Raw genomic sequence first — 15,748 nt, forward strand, 5'->3', positions numbered from 1 at the left:
GCGTGCGCACAATCTTGACTAATAGCCTCGAACTTCGATCAACTACGTGCAACCGAGCCCGGGAAGTGAGTCGAGGTGCAACGCTACGAACGCCTCAACGCCGTTCTCGAGGCGCTGGCCGAGAGCGGGAAGCTCTCGGTCGACGACATCGCCGCGCGTTTCGACGTCTCGGCCGCGACCGTGCGGCGCGACCTCGACGACCTCGCCGCGCAGCAGCTGATCACCCGCACCCGGGGCGGTGCCGTGGTGCAGTCTGTGAGCTACGACCTGCCGTTGCGCTACAAGTCCGTCCGCCAGTCGGACGAGAAGCAGCGCATCGCCGAGGCGGCGGCCGCGCTCGTCCCACCGGGCAGCGTGGTCGGCATCAACGGCGGTACCACGACCTCGGGCGTCGCCCGGGCGCTGGCCATGCGGGTCGACCCGACGGCGACCGCGAACGGCAGCCGCCCGGTCGAGCTGACCGTGGTCACCAACGCCCTCAACATCGCCAGCGAGCTCGTCGTCCGTCCGCACGTCAAGGTCGTGGTGATCGGCGGCGTCGCCCGTCCGCAGTCGTACGAGCTCATCGGCCCGCTCGCCGGGCGCCTGCTCGAGGACATCGCGGTCGAGGTGCTGCTGCTGGGCGTGAACGCGCTGTCGGCCGCCGGCGGCGCCGCGGCGCACAACGAGGGCGAGGCCGAGATCAACCGGTTGATGGTCGAGCGCGCCCAGCGCGTCGTCGTCGTGGCGGACGGCTCGAAGATCGGCCAACGCGCATTTGCGCGGATCTGCGATATCAACCGGGTCACGTGCCTGGTCACCGACGCCACCGCTCCCCCGGAGGAGCTGGACGCACTGCGTGCCGCCGGCGTCGAGGTGCGGGTCGTCTAGGACGCCAGCACGCCCAGCAGCGTCTGCACGACGCCCGCGGCCGCGTCACGGGCGGGCGCCACGTAGGTGCGGGGATCGGTCACGCCGCCGGTGAGATGGTCGCGCACCGCCGCGGTCCACGCGACGTTCAGCGCGGTGCCGACGTTGACCTTCACGATGCCGGCCGCCACCGCACGGCGCAGCTCGTCGTCGGGCACACCGGACGACCCGTGCAGCACGAGCGGCACCGGCACCGCCCGCCGCAGGGCCGCGACGAGGTCGTGGTCGAGCGACGCGGTGCGGCTGGTCATCGCGTGGCTGCTGCCCACCGCCACCGCGAGCGCGTCGACCCCGGTGTCGGCGACGAAGCGCGCCGCCTCGCCGGGGTCGGTGCGCACCCCGGGCTCGTGCGCCGAGCGCGGTTCCTTGCCGCCTACGTGCCCCAGCTCGGCCTCGAGCCAGAGGCCGTGGCCGTGCGCCCAGGTCGTCGCGGCGGCCGTCGCGCGGACGTTGTCGGCGTAGGGCAACCGGCCCGCGTCGAACATGGCGGACGAGAACCCGGCGTCGGCGGCTCGGTGCAGCAACGCGGTGTCCTCGACGTGGTCGAGGTGCAGCGCGACGTCGACCCGCGCCGCCTCGGCCACCGCGCGGCAGGCGGCGGCCACCGGGAGCACCCGTCCGCCGTGGAAGCGCACCGCGTTGTGGCTCACCTGCAGGATGGCCGGACGGCCCGCGGCCTCCGCCCCGGCCACGATGGCCTCGGCGTGCTCGAGGGTCACGACGTTGAAGGCGCCGACGGCGGTGCCGGGACGCACCAGCGACGCGGTGGTCACGAGCGGCACGCCGTCACCTCGTTCACCGTCACGGCCGCGGCCACCGCGCGTCGGACGTCGGCGTCGAAATCGCCCGCCACCGGGTGGGCGACCGCCGCGGCCGCGGTGGCGGCGGCCTCGTGGAGCATGGTGTGCAGGTCGGCGCCGGTCGCGAGGCCCAGCGCCAGGGCCGCAGCGAGGGCGTCACCGGCCCCCGTCGGGTTGCCCGTCACGGGCGGTGTCGTGACCTCGAGCGCGCGGGCGCCGTCCGCCCACACCAGCCCGTCCGCACCCCGGGACACGAGCGCGGCACCGGCGCCGGCAGCCACGAGCGCGTGGGCGGCCTCGACGGCCGCCGTCGTGGACGCGACGTCGCGCCCGAGCAGCGCGGCGGCCTCGACCGCGTTCGGCTTGACCACGTCGGGACCGGCCGCGACTCCCGCGCGCAGCCACTCGCCGTCGGCGTCGAGCACGGTGCGGGCACCGTGGTGGTGGGCGGCCGCGATCAGCTGCGCGTAGGCGTCGACGGGAGCGCCCGGCGGCACGCTGCCCGAGAGCACCACCACGCGCGCGTCGTGCCAGTCGGCGGTCGACGCCAGCAACGCCTGCCAGTCCGCCGCCACGAGGTCCGGTCCGGGTTCGTTGACGACGGTCGCCGCCGAGCCGTCGACGACGGTCACGCAACGCCGCGTCGCCCCGTCGACGGCCACGAGATCCGTCGCGACACCGGCGGCGGCGAGGTCGTGGCGTAGCAGCTCGCCCGCCGTGCCGCCGGCGAAACCGACGAGGCGGACGGCGGCGCCGAGCCGCGCGAGCACCCGCGCCACGTTCACGCCCTTGCCGCCGGCGCGCTCGTGCACCGACGTCGCCCGGTGCGACCGCCCCGGCGTGAAGTGCGCGACCTCGTAGGTGACGTCGATCGCGGGGTTCAGGCAGACGGCGACGATCACCCGCACCACTCGCCCCGGGCCATCACGCGCCGCAGCTGCAGGTCGGCGTCGAGCACGACCAGGTCGGCGTCGAGGCCGACCTCGAGCGCCCCGCAGGCGTCGCGCACGCCGAGCACGGCGGCCGGGTTGGTCGCCGCCGCGGCGGCCGCGACGGTGATCGGCAGCCCGGCCCGCTGCACCGTCCACCGCACGGCGGCGTCCATCGTGAGCGTGCTGCCGGCCAGCGACCCGGTGCTGGCCAGCCGGGCCACTCCGTCGCGCACCTCGACCCGCTGACCGGCGAAGTCGTGGTCGCCGTCCCCCGCCCCGGTCGCGGCCATCGCGTCCGTGATCAGGACGAGCCGGTCGTGCGGCACGAGCCGCACGAAGCCGGGATGCAGGTGATGGCCGTCGGCGATGACCTCGCAGAACGCCCCGCGGTCGAGCGCGGCCCCGATGGGGCCGGGTTCGCGCTGGCGCAGCGGCGGCATCCCGTTGCCCAGGTGCGTCGTCAGGCGGGCCCCGGCGTCGTACGCGGCAGCAGCGTCCTCGAAGCCGGTACCGGTGTGGCCGACCGACGCGACGACGCCCGCCGCGACGGTGTCGCGCACCAGGTCGAGACCGCCCGGAAGTTCCGGCGCGAGCGTGATGCTGCGGACGGGCCCGGCCGCGAACAGGCTCGCGAGCTCGCCCCGGTCGGGAGCCCGAAGGTGCGCGGGGTTCTGCGCGCCGCAGTGCGACGACGCGAGGAACGGGCCCTCGAGGTGCGCACCCACGACGTGGCCGCCGACCGACGGGCCACGCTCGGTGAGTTCGGAGATCCAACCGAGTCGCTCGCGCAGGTCGGCCAGCGGCGTCGTCATCAGCGAGATCAGCGTGCGGGTGGTGCCGTGGGCACGGTGGAACGCGACCGCCGCGGCGAGGTCGTCCGGTGAGCTCGCGACGTCGTGTCCGCCGCCGCCGTGCACGTGCAGGTCGACGAAACCGGGCAGCACCCAGGCGCCGTCGATCGGCACGATCGTCACGTCCGCCGGCGGTGGACCCTCGCCGAGGGCGGCGATGCGGTGACCGTCGATCTGGACCCAGCCGGGGTCCAGCACGCCGGACGGGGTGACCACGCGGGCATCGGTCAGCAGCGTCATGCGCCGATCCTCCAACCCGCGGCCACGTCGGGGACACCCGCTGCCGCCCAGGCGAGCAGCGCGGCACCGTGCCGCCCGGCGGCATCGCCGAGCTGGGCCGCGACGAGATCCGGTGCGGCGCGCCACGCGAGCTGCGCGGCGAGCCGCTCCCGCAGCGGGGCGAGCAGCGCCTCCCCCGCCGACGCCAGCCCACCGCCGACGACGATGCGAGCCGGGTCGAGCAGGGTGGTGGCGGCGGCGAGCCCGCGAGCGAGCGCCTCGACGGCCTCGTCCCAGACCGCTCGCGCGTCGGGGTCCCCGGACAGCCGTCCGACGAGCTCGGCCGACGTCGTCGTGCGGCCGGTCCGCTGCGTGTAGCGGCGCGCGATGGCCGCCGCCGACGCGTAGGTCTCGACGCAGCCGTGCTGACCGCAGGCACAGGGTTCGCCACCCGGGTGCACCACCAGGTGTCCGACCTCGCCCGACGCGCCGATGGCGCCGGGCCAGGCGGCGCCGTCGAGCACCAGGGCACCGGCGATGCCGGTGCCGACGGGGACGAACAGCGACGACGCGACCCCGCGGCCGGCCCCGAGCCGGGCCTCGGCCGCCCCGCCGGCGCGGACGTCGTGGTCCAGGGCGACGGGAACGCCGGTGTCCGCCTCGATCAGCTCACGCAGCGGCACGTCGCGCCAGGCAAGGTTCGCCGACCAGACCGCGACCCCCCGCGGGACGTCGACCACCCCGGGCACGACCACGCCCACGGCCGCCACGCCGACGGCGTCGGCGGTCGCCTGCCGGGCGAGGTCGACGACGGCGGCGCGGACGGCCGCGACCACCGCGCCGGGACCCTCGGCCGCCGGCGTCGGGCGCGCGAGCCGGGCGAGCTCGCGCCCGCCGGCGTCGCACACCCAGCCCTTCATGCCCGTGCCCCCGACGTCGAGGGCGACGACCGCGTTCACGCCGCCGGTGTCCGGCTCAGGCGGGCAGGACGATCGAGCGGGTCAGATTGCGTGGCCGGTCGGGGTCGAGGCCGCGGCGGTCGGCGACGGCGACGGCCAGCTGCTGCGCCGCGACGAGGTGTGCCATCGGGTCGAGGTCGGCGTGCACGACCGTGCACCTGGTGACCTCCAGGTCGGACAGCAACCCCTCGGGCGCGGACCCGAAGACCCAGACCGTCGAGCGGTCGTCGATCACGCTGATGGGACCGTGCCGGAACTCCATGGCCGGGTAGGCCTCCGTCCACGCCTGCGCGGCCTCCCGCAGCTTCAACGCCGCTTCGTTGGCTATTCCAACCGACCAGCCGGTGCCGAGGAAGGTGAACTGCTCGCTCGCCACGGTCGCCGACGGCGGGCCCTCCGCCACGACCTTCGACGCCTGCTCGATCACGCCCGTGAGGTCCTCGCCCAGCCAGGCGCGCCAGAGCGCGAGGGCCGTGGTGGCGAAGCGGGTCTGCACCACCGACTGCTCGTCGGCGAAGTCGAGCAGCACGGCGTCGTCCGCCTCGTCGACGACGGGTGCCCCGGGAACGGCGGTGAGGACGACCGTCGGCACGCTGCCGCGCAGGGCCGTGAGCACCCGGCGCACCTCGGTGGTGGTGCCCGAGCGGGTGAGCGCGACGACACGGTCGTAGCGCCGCGTCGCCGGGAACTCCGACGCCGCGATCGCATCGGTCTCACCCGCCCCGGAGTCCTCGCGCAACCGCGCGAAGCACTGCGCCATGTAGAGCGAGGTGCCGCAGCCGACGACCGCCACCCGCTCGCCCGACCGTGGCAGCACCCGCACGACGGACGGCTCGGCGGCCAGCTCCGCCGCGCGGCGCCAGGCGTCCGGCTGCCCGGCGATCTCCTGGACGACGAACGACGGGGCGGAAGGTCCAGCGGTCATGCGCACTCCTCGACGCGGGCGCATCCCGCGGACGAGCGCGGTGCGCGAAACGGGTCCCGAAAGCCCGATTGGCTCGGGATGACTGCTCGTTTGTGCGTCAATCTAGCCTGAATCGCGCAACTGTACTAACGTCCTGCGGCATCCATGTGAGCGGTTCGCCCAGGAGGTCCCATGCAGACGACACGGTTCAGAGCGGGCGCGGCCGTGCTCGCCGCCGCGGCACTCACGCTCACCGCGTGCGGTGGCGGCACCGGTGAGAAGAACGCCGACGGCGGGGGCAGCGGCTCCGGCGGGTCCGGCGGCAAGGTCTCGTCCATCAAGCTCGTCGCGGCCGAGTACTCGAAGGACACCCAGGCGTTCTGGACCAAGTTCGCCGCGACGTACAAGAAGAAGTACGGCATCACGCTGAAGGTCCAGGTCGTCAACTGGAACGACATCGCGCAGCAGAGCCGCACGATGATCCAGAACAACAACGCCCCCGACATCCTGAACATCAACTACTACGCGTCGTACGCGAAGGACGGTCTGCTCTACGACGCGCAGCAGGTGCTGCCGTCGTCGGTGCAGAACGACCTCATCCCCGCGTTCAAGACCAGCGGCACCTACAACGGTCAGGTCTACGGCTTCCCGGACCTCAGCTCGGCGCGCGCGCTGTTCTACAACAAGACGCTGTTCAAGAAGGCCGGCATCACCACGCCGCCGAAGACCTGGGCCGAGTTCGAGGCCGACGCCAAGAAGATCAAGGCGCTGGGCAACGACACCGTCGGCTACGCCATGCCGCTCGGCAAGGAGGAGGCGCAGGCCGAGTTCTCGATCTGGACCTTCAACAACAACGGCGGGTGGAAGTCCGACGGCAAGTGGACGATCAACTCGAAGCAGAACGTCGACACGCTGAAGTTCCTGCGCAAGCTCGCGCTCGACGACAAGGTCACGCAGAACAACCCGGGCCGCACCAACCGCACCGACGGCGCGTTCCCGCTGTTCACGTCCGGCAAGGCCGGCATGATCGTCGGCTTCAGCCCGCTGTCGACCCAGCTCGACAAGGACAAGAAGGTCGACTACGGCGTCGCTCCGATGCCGACCAGTGACGGGCAGGCGCCCTCGACCTACGGCGTCACCGACTACCTCAACGCCTTCAAGAAGCCGGGCAACCAGCAGGCGGTCAAGGACTTCTACGAGCTGTACTACCAGCCCGACCAGGTCAACATCTTCATCAAGCAGGAGGGGTTCCTGCCGGTGACGAAGTCGGGGCTGAAGGTGTTCTCGAAGGACTCCGCGCTGTCGGTCTACCTGCAGACGCTGCCGAACATCCGGCTCACCCCCACCGACGACCCCGCGTGGGACAAGGTGCTGATCGACGTGCAGCAGAACCTCGGCAAGGGCGTCGATCCGGACGGCAACCCGCAGTCCGTCCTCGACGACCTGCAGAAGACCGCCGAGAACAGCTGACACCCGCCCCATGACGGAGACGTCCGACCGGCCGGTGGTCGTGACCGAGAAGGTCACGACCGCCGGCTCCGGCGATCGTCCGGCGCGACGCCGCCGCCGGGTCAGGCCGCGCGGCAGCGCCCCGGTCTGGCAGGCACTCGTCTGGCTGTCACCCGCGCTGGTGCTCATCGCGGCCGTGGTCGTCTACCCCGCGATCGCGATGGTCCAGGCCTCGACCCGCGACTACTCCATCACCGGCATCGACCGCGGCGGTGTCGGCACCGAGAACTACCGCAAGGTGCTCGACCACCCCGCGCTGGGCACGGTGCTGGTGAACACCGCCGTCTGGGTCGTCTTCACGGTCGCCATCACCATCGTGCTCGGCCTCGCGCTCGCGCAGTTCCTGTCGAAGGAGTTCTTCGGACGGCGCTTCGTCCGCTGGGCCCTCATCGTCCCGTGGGCGGCGTCGCTGGTCATCACCTCGCGACTGTTCACGCTGCTGCTCGACTACAACCACGGCATCGTCAACCGGTTGCTGATCGACGTCGGCATCCTCGACCGGCCGATCGACTTCCTCGGCGACGACACCTGGGTGATGCCGTCGATGATCGCGGTCGGCGTGTTCGTGTCGTTGCCGTTCACGGCGTACGTCTTCATCGCCGGCCTCAACGGCATCCCCGGCGACGTCTACGAGGCCGCCCGCATCGACGGCGCCTCGGCCTGGCAGACCTATCGGCAGGTGACCCTGCCGCTGCTGCGCCCGGCGCTGCTCGTCGCGACCGTCCTCAACATCATCTACGTCTTCAACTCGTTCCCGGTGCTCTACACCCTCAACGAGCGCAACCCGGGCTTCGATCACGACACGACGATCACCTTCATGTACAAGCTCGCGTTCAAGTCGTCCGAGCAGAGCGTGGGGATGTCGGCGGCGACCGGCGTCTTCAACGTGCTGATGATCCTCGTCGTGGTCGTCATCTACCTGCGCACCGTGAAATGGCAGGAGGAGCCCGGACAGTGACCCTCACCGATCGTCCGACGGCGACCGAGGCACCCGCCCGCCGCCCGCGCGGCTGGCCGCGCGCCCGGCGCTGGGTCCTGCCACTGGCCGGGCTCGTGCTCGCGCTGGTGTTGCTGTCGCCCTACCTCGTCATGCTCGTCGACGCCCTGCGCCCGAGCGACGACGTCGTGGCCTCGCCGGCCACGTACCTGCCCCGCGAGTGGCGCTTCTCGAGTTTCGGCGACGTGCTCGGCGACGACCGCTTCCGCAACTGGTTGAAGACGTCCCTGCTCGTCGCGGCCGTCTCGACCGTCGTGGTGCTCGTCGCCGCCGTTCCGGCCGCGTTCTTCACCGCCCGTTACCGCTTCCCCGGACGGACGCTGTTCCTCTTCCTCGTGCTCGTCACCCAGATGTTCTCGCCGACCTCGCTGGTGGTGGGCATCTACCGCGAGTTCTTCGAGCTCAACCTGGTGAACACCTACCAGGCGATCATCCTGACGAACTCGGCCTTCAACCTGGCGTTCGCGATCTGGATCCTGCACGGCTTCTTCTCCTCGATCCCGCAGGAGATCGAGGAGGCGGCCCAGCTGGACGGCTGTTCGAAGTTCGGCACGCTGGTGCGGGTGATGCTGCCGCTGACCAAGCCAGGGCTCGTGACCGCCACCGTGTTCACGTTCATCGCGGCCTGGAACGAGTACGTGGTCGCGCTGACGCTCATGCAGGACGACGACCGCAAGCCGCTGACCGTCGGTATCAACTCGTACGTGACGGGTTACCAGCAGAACTGGAACCTGCTGTTCGCGGCGTCGATCATCGCGATCGTGCCGGTCGTGATCCTGTTCGCGTGCATCGAGAAGCACCTGGTCAGCGGACTCACCGCGGGGTCGGTCAAGTAGACCGGCCCCGCGGCTCGTCCGGAGGGCTCAGCTGAGGCGGTCGCCGGACTCGACGTGGAACAGGTGCGTCTCACCCACGCGAGGGACCACGTGGATCTGCTCGCCGATCGCCGGGCCGCGCCGGCCTTCGAAACGGACGACCATCGGCTTGTCGCGCAGCGCGTCGTCGCCCGGCAGCGTGCCGTAGACGAACGAGTCGGACCCGAGTTCCTCGACGAGCGCGACGGTGAGCGTCACGCCCTCCTTGGAGGTGCTTCCGGCCGGCTCGAAGGACTCCGGACGGATGCCCAGGCGGACCCGGCTCTCGCCGTTGGCCCGCGCCAGCGTCTCGCGGTCGACCTTGATGATGCTGTCGCCGAGCTTGACGCCGTCGTCGACGACCTCGACCTCGCGCAGGTTCATGGCGGGCGAGCCGATGAAGCCGGCGACGAAGGCGTTGGCGGGCGTGTCGTAGAGGTTCCGCGGGGTGTCGACCTGCTGCAGGATGCCGTCCTTGAGCACCGCGACGCGGTGACCCATCGTCATCGCCTCGACCTGGTCGTGGGTGACGTACACCGTCGTGGTCTTCAGCCGGGTCTGCAGCGCGGCGATGTTCGCACGGGTCTCGACGCGCAGCTTGGCGTCGAGGTTCGACAGCGGCTCGTCCATGAGGAACACGCTCGGCTCGCGGACGATCGCGCGGCCCATCGCGACGCGCTGGCGCTGGCCACCGGACAGGGCCTTGGGCTTGCGGTCGAGGTACTGCTCGAGGTCGAGCAGCTTGGCCGCCTCGAGCACGCGCTTGGCGCGCTCCTCCTTGCCCATGCCCTTCATCTTCAGCGCGAAGCCCATGTTCTCGCCGACGGACATGTGCGGGTACAGCGCGTAGTTCTGGAACACCATCGCGATGTCGCGGTCCTTCGGCGCCTTCTGCGAGACGTCCTTGCCGTCGATGCGGATCTCGCCGGAGTTGACCTCCTCGAGCCCCGCGAGCATGCGCAGCGCCGTCGACTTGCCGGAGCCGGACGGTCCGACCAGGACCATGAACTCGCCGTCCTCGATCTCGAGATCGAGCTTGTTGACCGCGGGAACGGGGTTGCCCGGGTAGAGGCGGGTGGCTTGCTCGTACTGGACGGTGGCCATGACGGCACTCCCCTCGTAGGTGTGCTCGGTTGCGCCGGGTACGGGTGACCAGGGGGGTCACCTCACGGATTTCCGGACGGCCCGCAGTTGTCCGCCCCACCTGTCAGGCGGTACGGATCCGTCCGGCATAGCAACCTGAGAGCGCCATCACACCCCGCCGCCCCGCGTGTCGTCAAGAAACGCTTGCGGACGGTTCACCCGTACGTCACGAGCTGTGGGCGGCGTAGACCGCCCGGAACGCCTGCTCGACCGCGGGGTGCTCGGCGAGCACCGCACGCAGCGGCTCGTTCTCGATGCGCAGCCCGACCACCCGCGACGACGAGGTGACGGTGGCGCGCCGCTGCCCTCCCTCGAGCAGCGTCATCTCGCCGACGAGGTCGCCGGGACCCAGCTCGGCGACCTGGTTGCGCTGGTGGAAGACGAGGGCGGTGCCCTCGGTCAGCACGTAGCAGGCGTCGGACGGGATGCCCTCCTGCACGAGCGGCCAGCCGGCCGGCAGCGTGAACCGGCCGCCGGCCTCGACCAGCGCGGTGAGGTCGTCCTTGCTGCACTCGGCGAAGGTGTCGTAGGAGCCGAGGGTCGAGATGAGTTCGCGCTTCTCGCTGGCCATCTACCGGACAGTAGCGGCGAGCGCCGCCGTCCGCTCGGCGAGCGGACGGCGGCGCCGTGGTTGCGTGCGCGATGCGGACGGACGGGCTCAGGCCTCGTGGCGCCCGACCTTCGCCTCGTGGCGGCCGGCGTCGGGGCCGTCGGCCTCGGCGACGCCGCCGGACTCGTGACGACCACCCCCGGACGGCGTCTCCTGCGCCTCCTGCGCCTCGTGCGCCTCGTGCGCCTCCATGTGCGCCGGCACCGCGGCGGCCGCGCCGGGGTCCATGGCGGGGGCCGCGCCCGGGCCCGAACCCGCGTTCTGCGCCGCGGCCCGCATGGCCTGCTGGCCGGAGACGGTGCGCAGCGGGATCTCCTTGAGCAGCAGCGACAGCACGAACGCCAGGATCAGCGTGAGCGCGCCGACCAGGAAGACGGTGTCCATCGCGTCGGAGAAGCCGACGAGGATCGGGTGTGCCTGCTCCGGCGAGAGCTTCGACAGCCCACTGGTGTCGTTGAGGTCGAACTTCGCGCCCGCCGGCAGCTGCGTGCCGCTGCCCGCCAGCTCGCGCGGGATGTTCTGCGCAGCCTGCGAGAACAGGATCGACAGGAAGATCGCGGTGCCGAGCGAGCCGCCCACCTGCCGGAAGAACGTCACGCTCGAGGTGGCGACGCCCATGTCGCGGGGTTCGACGGCGTTCTGCATCGCCAGCACGACACTCTGCATGTTCATGCCCAGACCCAGGCCGAAGACGGCCATGAAGATGTCGGTCTGCCACAGCGGGGTGTCGGCACCGGTGCGGGTCAGCAGCAGCAGTCCGCCGACCATGAAGACCGACCCCACGATCGGGAAGATCTTGTACTTGCCCGTGCGGGACGTGATCTGGCCGGCGATCAGCGACGCCGTCATGATGCCCGCCACCAGCGGGAGGATCAGCAGGCCGGACTTGGTCGGCGAGGCGCCCTTGACGATCTGCAGGTAGAGCGGGATGGCCGCGATACCGCCGAACATGCCGAGGCCGATGATCAGCGACTGCGCCGAGCCGACCGCGAAGTTGCGGCCGCGGAACAGCCGCAGGGGCAGCAGCGCCTCGTCGCCGGCGGCGGCCTCGATGCGGATGAACGCGATCAGGCCGAGCACGCCGATCACGTAGCAGACGAAGGCGCCCGCGGACAGGAAACCCCAGGTGCGGCCCTGCTCGGCGATGATCAGCAGCGGGATGAGGCCCGCCGCGAGCGCGGCGGCACCGGCCCAGTCGATGCGGTGCTCGCGCCGGGTGTGGTCGAGCTTCAGGACGCGGGTGACGACGACGAGCGCCAGCGCGCCCAGCGGGACGTTGATGTAGAAGATCCAGCGCCAGCCGGAGAAGCCGAAGATGCTGGCCTGGCCGGCGAAGAAGCCACCGATGACCGGCCCGAGCACCGACGAGGTCGCGAAGACGGCCATGAAGTAGCCCTGGTACTTCGCGCGCTCCCGCGGCGGGATGATGTCGCCGATGATCGCGAGCGCGAGCGGCATGATGCCGCCGGCGCCGATGCCCTGCAGCGCGCGGAAACCGGCGAGCATGTACATCGACTGCGCCAGCCCGCACAGCGCGGACCCGAGCACGAAGATCGTGATCGCGAGCATGAACAGCGGCTTGCGGCCGTAGATGTCCGACAGCTTGCCGAACAGCGGCGTCGAGATCGTCGACGCGATGAGGAAGGCGGTCGTGACCCACGCCTGCACCGACAGGCCCTGCAGGTCGTCGCCGATCGTGCGGATCGCCGTGGCGACGATCGTCTGGTCGAGGGCGGCGAGGAACATGCCGATCATGAGCCCGGACAGGATGCTCATGATCTGCTTGTGGGTCAGACCGCCGGAGGTGTCGGCGTCCTTCTCGAGCGAGGTCGCGCCCGCCGACGTGGTCGTGCTTGCCATCAGTCGTTTCTCCTTGCACGGATCCTGGCGTCGAGTTGCTCGGGGGCGACGGCGTCGTAGGCGCGTGCGAAGCGGCCCATCAGGGTCGCCAGCTGCGTGACGTCGTCATCGGTCCAGCCCGAGAGCATCTCGGCGAAGTGCATGAGGCGCATCTCGTCGTGATCGGCGATCACGCTGCGGGCCCGGTCGGTGAGGACGAGCAGGCTCGCACGCCCGTCGTCGGGATCGGAACGACGCTCGAGCAGGCCGTCGCGCACCAGTCCGGCGACCTGCCGGCTGACGGTGGACGGGTCGGACTGCAGCGCCTCGGCGATGGCCCCGGCCCGCAGCGGGCCCTCGGTGTGCACCAGCTTCAGCACGACGTGACCGCTCCACTCGACATCGTGCTCGGCGGCGGCCAGCCACCGGGTACGGAGCCGGGTGAAGGTGCGCACGATGTCGCCGAAACTGTCGGCCAGCGCCGCGACGTCGGCACGGTCGAGGCCGTGCACCCGCCCGTCCGGCTTGGTCGCAAGGTCGGTCATTCGAGAACCCCCGCGATTGCGTGACTCATACAACTACTTGTATGCGTCAAGCATCTACCCGGATCGTGGCGATACGCAACCGAACGGTCGGCTTTTCTCAGGGTGAGCGCCGAGCGCCTTCCTGGTCGATTCCCAGGATGCTCAGGGCGGCGTCGCGCATCTCGACCTTACGGACCTTGCCGGTCACGGTCATGGGGAACTCGTCGACCACGTGCACGTACCGCGGGATCTTGTAGTGGGCGAGCTTCCCGGCACAGAACTCGCGCAGCGTCTCGGCGGTCAGGCCGTCGGAACCCTCGCGCAGTCGCACCCACGCCATCAGCTCCTCGCCGTACTTCGGGTCGGGCACCCCGATGACCTGTGCGTCGACGACGTCCGGGTGCGTGTAGAGGAACTCCTCGATCTCGCGGGGGTACACGTTCTCGCCCCCGCGGATGACCATGTCCTTGATGCGGCCGACGATCTGGACGTAGCCCTCCTCGTCCATCGTCGCCAGGTCGCCGGTGTGCATCCAGCCGTGGCGCAGCACCTCGGCCGTCTTCTCCGGCTCGTCCCAGTAGCCGATCATCACCGAGTAGGCGCGGGTGCACAGCTCACCGGGCGTGCCGTAGGGGACGGGCAGGTCGGTCTCGGGATCGACGACCATCACCTCGACGTGCGGGTGCACGCGGCCGACGGTCGCGGTCCGCCGGTCGAGGGAGTCGTCCTTGCGGGTCTGCGTCGAGACGGGGGACGTCTCGGTCATCCCGTAGGCGATCGTCACCTCCTCCATGTGCATCTCGGCGATGACCCGCTTCATGACCTCGACCGGGCAGGGCGACCCGGCCATGCAGCCCGTCCGCAGGCTCGACAGGTCGTACGCCGCGAAGTCGGGCAGGGCCAGCTCGGCGATGAACATCGTCGGGACGCCGTAGAGCGAGGTGCAGCGTTCGTCCTGCACCGCCTGCAGGGTGGCCGCAGGGTCGAAGCCGGGCGCGGGGATGACGATGCAGGCGCCGTGCGAGGTCGAGGCCAGATTGCCCATCGTCATGCCGAAGCAGTGGTAGAAGGGCACCGGCACGCAGATGCGGTCCTCGTGCGTGTAGCTCATGCCCTCGCCGACGAAGTAGCCGTTGTTGAGGATGTTGTGGTGGCTGAGGGTCGCGCCCTTGGGGAAGCCGGTCGTGCCGGACGTGTACTGGATGTTGATGGGATCGTCGAACGACAGCGCCGCGGACCGCTCGGCGATCGAGTCGGACGACACGCCCGCGCCGGCCGCGAGCAGCTCGTCCCAGCCCGGGTCACCGATGAAGACGACGTCGCGCAGCCCGTCGAGCTGCGGACGCACCTGCTCGACCATCGCGCGGTAGTCGCTGCTCTTGAACGACGTCGCCGAGACGAGCGTGCGGACGCCGGACTGCCGCAGCACGTACTCGAGCTCGTGCGTGCGGTACGCCGGGTTGATGTTGACGAGGATCGCCCCGATGCGGGCGGTGGCGAACTGGACCAGGAACCACTCGAGGCAGTTCGGCGCCCAGATGCCGACGCGGTCGCCGCGCTCGACACCCAGGCCGGCCAGGCCGCGGGCGACGTCGTCGACGGCCTCGTGCAGCTCGCCGTAGGTCAGCCGGCGTCCGCTCGCGACATCGACCACTGCCTCGCGGTCGCCGTGGGCGGTCACCGTGGCGCGCAGGTTCGCGTCGATCGTCTGGCCGAGCAGCGGCCGCTCGGAGGTTCCGCTGGCGTACGAGGTCATGCGTCCGAGGCTAGGTGTCGGCGGTCACAGGCGGAACCGTCCGACCGGGCAGCGACACCGAGACCGGGGGCGCCGGCTTAAACGACGACACCGCACCCGGCTCGGGTGCGGTGGTCGTGGTCGGTGCTGCGGGAGAGGGCTGTCAGCCCTCGGCGCCCGCGGTGTTGCCGTCCAGCAGCGAGCGGACCTCGGACTCGCGGTAGCGGCGGTGGCCGCCGAGCGTGCGGATCGAGGTGAGCTTGCCGGCCTTGGCCCAGCGCGTCACGGTCTTCGGGTCGACGCGGAACAGCGTCGCGACCTCGGAGGGGGTGAGCAGAGCTTCGGTCTCGGGACGAACGCGGATCGTCGTCATGGTTGCCGCCCTTCAGGGAGTTCGTCACGAGGAGTCCTGTTCCTCATGCGTCCTGCCAAGTATGCCGAGTGTGAAGCTGGCCGCCATAGCTGCGCGCGCAACTGTCCACTCTGTGCCATGCAGCAACTGCCTGTCCGAATTCTCCGGGGGCCAAAAGGGACGAACATGGTCACTTCCGGACACCGCACCCGAGGGCCACGCCTACGTGCGAGGCCACTTCTGCGCGAGGTACGCTGACACCACGACATGACAGATACCCCGGTGACGCCGCCTGCCGCTGGTGCGAGGGCCGCTTCCCGGATGAGCGCGCGAGCGAGGGGGTCGAGCCATGGGGCGCGGCCGTGCGAAGGCCAAGCAGCAAAAAGTGGCCCGAGAACTGAAGTACAACACTCATTTCACCGATCTCGATGCCCTTCAGCGCGAGCTCGGGACTTCCTCCTCTGGCGACGCGCGAACCTCGCGGCCCGACGCCGAGGACGAGGACGAGTACGACGAATGGACCGGCACCGAGCGTTGAGTGACGGTTCGCGCCCTCGTCGTCGCTGCCAGTGACGACAGGTCCGGACCACCACCCACCTCGAGCGGCCGGC

The 15,748-nt window shown here is 70.9% G+C and carries 16 protein-coding genes; 5 read left to right on the top strand and 11 right to left on the bottom strand.

Going from position 1 to position 15,748, the window contains the following annotated elements:
• Window positions 1-75: 75 nt before the first annotated feature.
• Window positions 76-870, top strand: a complete 795-nt coding sequence (locus ACYVP9_RS16765) for a DeoR/GlpR family DNA-binding transcription regulator (RefSeq protein WP_460606061.1) — start codon at window positions 76-78, stop codon at window positions 868-870.
• Here the strand turns inward: ACYVP9_RS16765 and ACYVP9_RS16770 are convergent.
• Genes ACYVP9_RS16770 through ACYVP9_RS16790 form a run of 5 tightly spaced genes read right to left on the bottom strand, consistent with a single transcriptional unit; the run spans window position 867 to window position 5,595 of the window.
• On the bottom strand, window positions 867-1,691 hold the full coding sequence (locus ACYVP9_RS16770) for a class II fructose-bisphosphate aldolase (RefSeq protein ID WP_460606062.1): 825 nt from the start codon (window positions 1,689-1,691) through the stop codon (window positions 867-869). The two genes, ACYVP9_RS16765 and ACYVP9_RS16770, sit on opposite strands and share 4 nt — an antisense overlap.
• Window positions 1,679-2,611, bottom strand: coding sequence for a 1-phosphofructokinase family hexose kinase (locus ACYVP9_RS16775; protein WP_460606063.1), 933 nt, complete (start codon window positions 2,609-2,611; stop codon window positions 1,679-1,681). Before ACYVP9_RS16775 ends, ACYVP9_RS16770 begins: the two co-directional genes overlap by 13 nt.
• Window positions 2,608-3,732: an N-acetylglucosamine-6-phosphate deacetylase gene (gene nagA, locus ACYVP9_RS16780; RefSeq protein WP_460606064.1), complete on the bottom strand. Its 1,125-nt coding sequence runs from the start codon at window positions 3,730-3,732 to the stop codon at window positions 2,608-2,610. The genes ACYVP9_RS16775 and nagA overlap by 4 nt, the downstream gene beginning before the upstream one ends.
• Entirely contained in the window at window positions 3,729-4,670 is a 942-nt protein-coding gene (locus tag ACYVP9_RS16785) for an ROK family protein (RefSeq protein WP_460606065.1), read from the bottom strand. Before ACYVP9_RS16785 ends, nagA begins: the two co-directional genes overlap by 4 nt.
• 16 nt (window positions 4,671-4,686) lie before the next feature.
• A complete protein-coding gene (locus tag ACYVP9_RS16790) occupies window positions 4,687-5,595 on the bottom strand; it encodes an SIS domain-containing protein (protein WP_460606066.1) in 909 nt (302 codons plus the stop codon).
• Window positions 5,596-5,766: 171 nt separating this feature from the next.
• Here ACYVP9_RS16790 and ACYVP9_RS16795 point away from each other — a divergent pair, with 171 nt between their 5' ends.
• Genes ACYVP9_RS16795 through ACYVP9_RS16805 form a run of 3 tightly spaced genes read left to right on the top strand, consistent with a single transcriptional unit; the run spans window position 5,767 to window position 8,916 of the window.
• A complete protein-coding gene (locus tag ACYVP9_RS16795) occupies window positions 5,767-7,044 on the top strand; it encodes a type 2 periplasmic-binding domain-containing protein (protein ID WP_460606067.1) in 1,278 nt (425 codons plus the stop codon).
• Between the two features lie 10 nt (window positions 7,045-7,054).
• Complete coding sequence (locus ACYVP9_RS16800; RefSeq protein ID WP_460606068.1) at window positions 7,055-8,041, top strand: carbohydrate ABC transporter permease; 987 nt, start codon at window positions 7,055-7,057, stop codon at window positions 8,039-8,041.
• The gene (locus ACYVP9_RS16805; RefSeq protein WP_460606069.1) at window positions 8,038-8,916 is read left to right on the top strand and encodes a carbohydrate ABC transporter permease; all 879 of its coding nucleotides are present in this window, start codon (window positions 8,038-8,040) and stop codon (window positions 8,914-8,916) included. The genes ACYVP9_RS16800 and ACYVP9_RS16805 overlap by 4 nt, the downstream gene beginning before the upstream one ends.
• 27 nt (window positions 8,917-8,943) lie before the next feature.
• On the opposite strand, the gene ACYVP9_RS16810 is transcribed toward ACYVP9_RS16805, so the two are convergent.
• From ACYVP9_RS16810 to ACYVP9_RS16835, 6 genes are all read right to left on the bottom strand, one after another.
• Window positions 8,944-10,038, bottom strand: a complete 1,095-nt coding sequence (locus ACYVP9_RS16810; RefSeq protein ID WP_460606070.1) for an ABC transporter ATP-binding protein — start codon at window positions 10,036-10,038, stop codon at window positions 8,944-8,946.
• A gap of 205 nt (window positions 10,039-10,243) precedes the next feature.
• The gene (locus tag ACYVP9_RS16815) at window positions 10,244-10,648 is read right to left on the bottom strand and encodes a cyclic nucleotide-binding domain-containing protein (RefSeq protein WP_460606071.1); all 405 of its coding nucleotides are present in this window, start codon (window positions 10,646-10,648) and stop codon (window positions 10,244-10,246) included.
• Window positions 10,649-10,735: 87 nt separating this feature from the next.
• The gene (locus tag ACYVP9_RS16820; RefSeq protein WP_460606072.1) at window positions 10,736-12,547 is read right to left on the bottom strand and encodes an MDR family MFS transporter; all 1,812 of its coding nucleotides are present in this window, start codon (window positions 12,545-12,547) and stop codon (window positions 10,736-10,738) included.
• The gene (locus ACYVP9_RS16825) at window positions 12,547-13,071 is read right to left on the bottom strand and encodes a MarR family winged helix-turn-helix transcriptional regulator (RefSeq protein WP_460606073.1); all 525 of its coding nucleotides are present in this window, start codon (window positions 13,069-13,071) and stop codon (window positions 12,547-12,549) included. The genes ACYVP9_RS16820 and ACYVP9_RS16825 overlap by 1 nt, the downstream gene beginning before the upstream one ends.
• Before the next feature lie 97 nt (window positions 13,072-13,168).
• On the bottom strand, window positions 13,169-14,806 hold the full coding sequence (locus ACYVP9_RS16830; protein ID WP_460606074.1) for an AMP-binding protein: 1,638 nt from the start codon (window positions 14,804-14,806) through the stop codon (window positions 13,169-13,171).
• 142 nt (window positions 14,807-14,948) lie between these two features.
• On the bottom strand, window positions 14,949-15,158 hold the full coding sequence (locus ACYVP9_RS16835) for a BldC family transcriptional regulator (RefSeq protein WP_460606075.1): 210 nt from the start codon (window positions 15,156-15,158) through the stop codon (window positions 14,949-14,951).
• 328 nt (window positions 15,159-15,486) lie between these two features.
• Here ACYVP9_RS16835 and ACYVP9_RS16840 point away from each other — a divergent pair, with 328 nt between their 5' ends.
• Window positions 15,487-15,675: a DUF3073 domain-containing protein gene (locus tag ACYVP9_RS16840; RefSeq protein WP_460606076.1), complete on the top strand. Its 189-nt coding sequence runs from the start codon at window positions 15,487-15,489 to the stop codon at window positions 15,673-15,675.
• Window positions 15,676-15,748: the final 73 nt, after the last annotated feature.

It is taken from the genome of Jatrophihabitans fulvus, assembly GCF_054781375.1.

What these genes read in the sequence shown, in the direction of transcription:
- nagA (WP_460606064.1), bottom strand. Translation starts at nt 3,732, where the DNA reads ATGACGCTGCTGACCGATGCCCGCGTGGTCACCCCGTCCGGCGTGCTG.
- ACYVP9_RS16790 (WP_460606066.1), bottom strand. Translation starts at nt 5,595, where the DNA reads ATGACCGCTGGACCTTCCGCCCCGTCGTTCGTCGTCCAGGAGATCGCC.
- ACYVP9_RS16795 (WP_460606067.1), top strand. Translation starts at nt 5,767, where the DNA reads ATGCAGACGACACGGTTCAGAGCGGGCGCGGCCGTGCTCGCCGCCGCG.
- ACYVP9_RS16800 (WP_460606068.1), top strand. Translation starts at nt 7,055, where the DNA reads ATGACGGAGACGTCCGACCGGCCGGTGGTCGTGACCGAGAAGGTCACG.
- ACYVP9_RS16810 (WP_460606070.1), bottom strand. Translation starts at nt 10,038, where the DNA reads ATGGCCACCGTCCAGTACGAGCAAGCCACCCGCCTCTACCCGGGCAAC.
- ACYVP9_RS16815 (WP_460606071.1), bottom strand. Translation starts at nt 10,648, where the DNA reads ATGGCCAGCGAGAAGCGCGAACTCATCTCGACCCTCGGCTCCTACGAC.
- ACYVP9_RS16820 (WP_460606072.1), bottom strand. Translation starts at nt 12,547, where the DNA reads ATGGCAAGCACGACCACGTCGGCGGGCGCGACCTCGCTCGAGAAGGAC.
- ACYVP9_RS16825 (WP_460606073.1), bottom strand. Translation starts at nt 13,071, where the DNA reads ATGACCGACCTTGCGACCAAGCCGGACGGGCGGGTGCACGGCCTCGAC.
- ACYVP9_RS16830 (WP_460606074.1), bottom strand. Translation starts at nt 14,806, where the DNA reads ATGACCTCGTACGCCAGCGGAACCTCCGAGCGGCCGCTGCTCGGCCAG.
- ACYVP9_RS16835 (WP_460606075.1), bottom strand. Translation starts at nt 15,158, where the DNA reads ATGACGACGATCCGCGTTCGTCCCGAGACCGAAGCTCTGCTCACCCCC.
- ACYVP9_RS16840 (WP_460606076.1), top strand. Translation starts at nt 15,487, where the DNA reads ATGGGGCGCGGCCGTGCGAAGGCCAAGCAGCAAAAAGTGGCCCGAGAA.